Source organism: Bacteroides sp. 224 (assembly GCF_010500995.1).
In the GTDB taxonomy this organism is placed as follows: Bacteria; Bacteroidota; Bacteroidia; order Bacteroidales; family Bacteroidaceae; genus Bacteroides.
This window is the reverse complement of sequence record NZ_QVMK01000081.1, coordinates 1-1,713: the sequence shown is the minus strand read 5'-3', so window position 1 is coordinate 1,713 and position 1,713 is coordinate 1. Positions and strand designations below refer to the sequence as shown.

1 protein-coding gene is annotated in these 1,713 nt (G+C 41.1%); it reads left to right on the top strand.

The window, feature by feature from the left end:
• Positions 1 to 231 precede the first annotated feature (231 nt).
• On the top strand, positions 232 to 1,131 hold the full coding sequence (locus D0T60_RS18385) for an IS110 family transposase (RefSeq protein WP_163219928.1): 900 nt from the start codon (positions 232 to 234) through the stop codon (positions 1,129 to 1,131).
• The last annotated feature ends 582 nt before the right edge of the window (positions 1,132 to 1,713 follow it).

Here is a 1,713-nt window from a genome sequence, read left to right as displayed (position 1 = left end):
TTGTCTGAATTCAAAGTAATAGATTGAAAAATGATTTAAAACGCTCCTCGGCAGTGGGGAGCACAACTTAATTTACGTATGAAACACCCATGACAAAAACTCGTCGCCAAAGGTAATGTAAATTGTGGGTTATAGCTACCTTTGTTAGGTTCACCAACAATAATAGCTATGGATACAGTATCATTTCCGAGTATGGTATCGCGTGGTTGCGGTATCGATGTCCACAAGAAAGTGGTGGTTGCGACAATTGATGGCTCTGGTCTTCGCAAGGAGACTCGTGAGTTCAACACTTTCACTAGTTCTTTGACAGCATTGAAAGAATGGTTATTGGCCAATGGTGTTACCCATGTTGCCATGGAGAGCACTGGTGTTTATTGGAAACCTGTTTATAAGGTTTTGGAGCCTGCCGGTTTAATAGTTTGGATTGTTAATGCCCGGCATATAAAGTATGTTCCGGGTCATAAGACCGACAAGGCTGACAGTGCCTGGATTTGCAAACTACTCTTAGCCGGTTTATTAAAGCCTAGTTACATTCCTGCTCGCGAGCAACGTGAGCTTCGTGATTTGACTCGCTATCGGACAAAATTGATCCAGCATGTCGCCTCTGAAAAAAATCGCACCATGCGTATACTTGAAGATTGCAACATAAAACTTTCAAGTGTTCTTTCCGATACTATGGGTGTGACTGCCACCAAACTCATTGATATGATTTGTGCAGGTAAGTCTATAACAATGTCTGATATCGACAGCGTCTATCATGGCAAGTTAAGTGCTTCTAAAGAGGATTTATACGAAGCTTGTAATGGTTTGGTAGAGGAGCATCATATTTATATGCTTGGTATTATCCGTCGTGATATTGCTCAGACCGAGCAAATCATTGCCGATCTGAATGAGCGTATAAAGAATATGCTTTCTGTTTATGACAACGTGTTAGAGTTATTAAAGAAAGTTCCCGGTTTGAGCACAAAGACAGTTGAAGACCTGGTTGCTGAGATTGGTTTAGATATGAGCGCTTTCCCCACAGAGAAACATTTGGCTTCATGGGCAGGTATGTGTCCGGGAAACAATGAGAGTGCGGGCAAAAAAAAAGCGGACGAATCACTCATGGGAACAAACAAGTCAAGTCTGTAATCACAGAGGCTGCATGGGCTGCCACTCGAACTAAAAACACGTTTTATTCTGCAAGATACCATAAACTGGCTGCCCGCAGGGGAAAGAAAAGAGCATTAATTGCTGTAGGACATTCGATCCTGAAGTCAGTTTACCACATCTTAAAAGACAGTTGTGAATATCGGGAGTTGGGCGCAGAGTATGTAAACTCACGAGTAGAGAAGAAGCGCAAAGCTTATCTAAAGAAAGAGTTGGAAAAGCTTGGGTATAAGGTTAAACTCTCAGAGATTCCACCAAAGGAACAACAGATAACTTAAAGCACACAATTAAGGTCGATTTTTACTGGAACTGTTATTTACGGATAATAAGAATCCGGGTATGAAACTGGCCTCTGACTGCTAAGCGGCAAAGACTGAGCCATAAGAGCACGTGTATGAAATTTTAAATCCTTAGCAGTTTATACATAAAATGCCGATAACCAAACTGCATTTGTCACACCAACAAGTGCTATTCTTTCTTTTGTCTGAATTCAAAGTAATAGATTGAAAAATGATTTAAAACGCTCCTCGGCAGTGGGGAGCACAACTTAATTTACGTATGAAA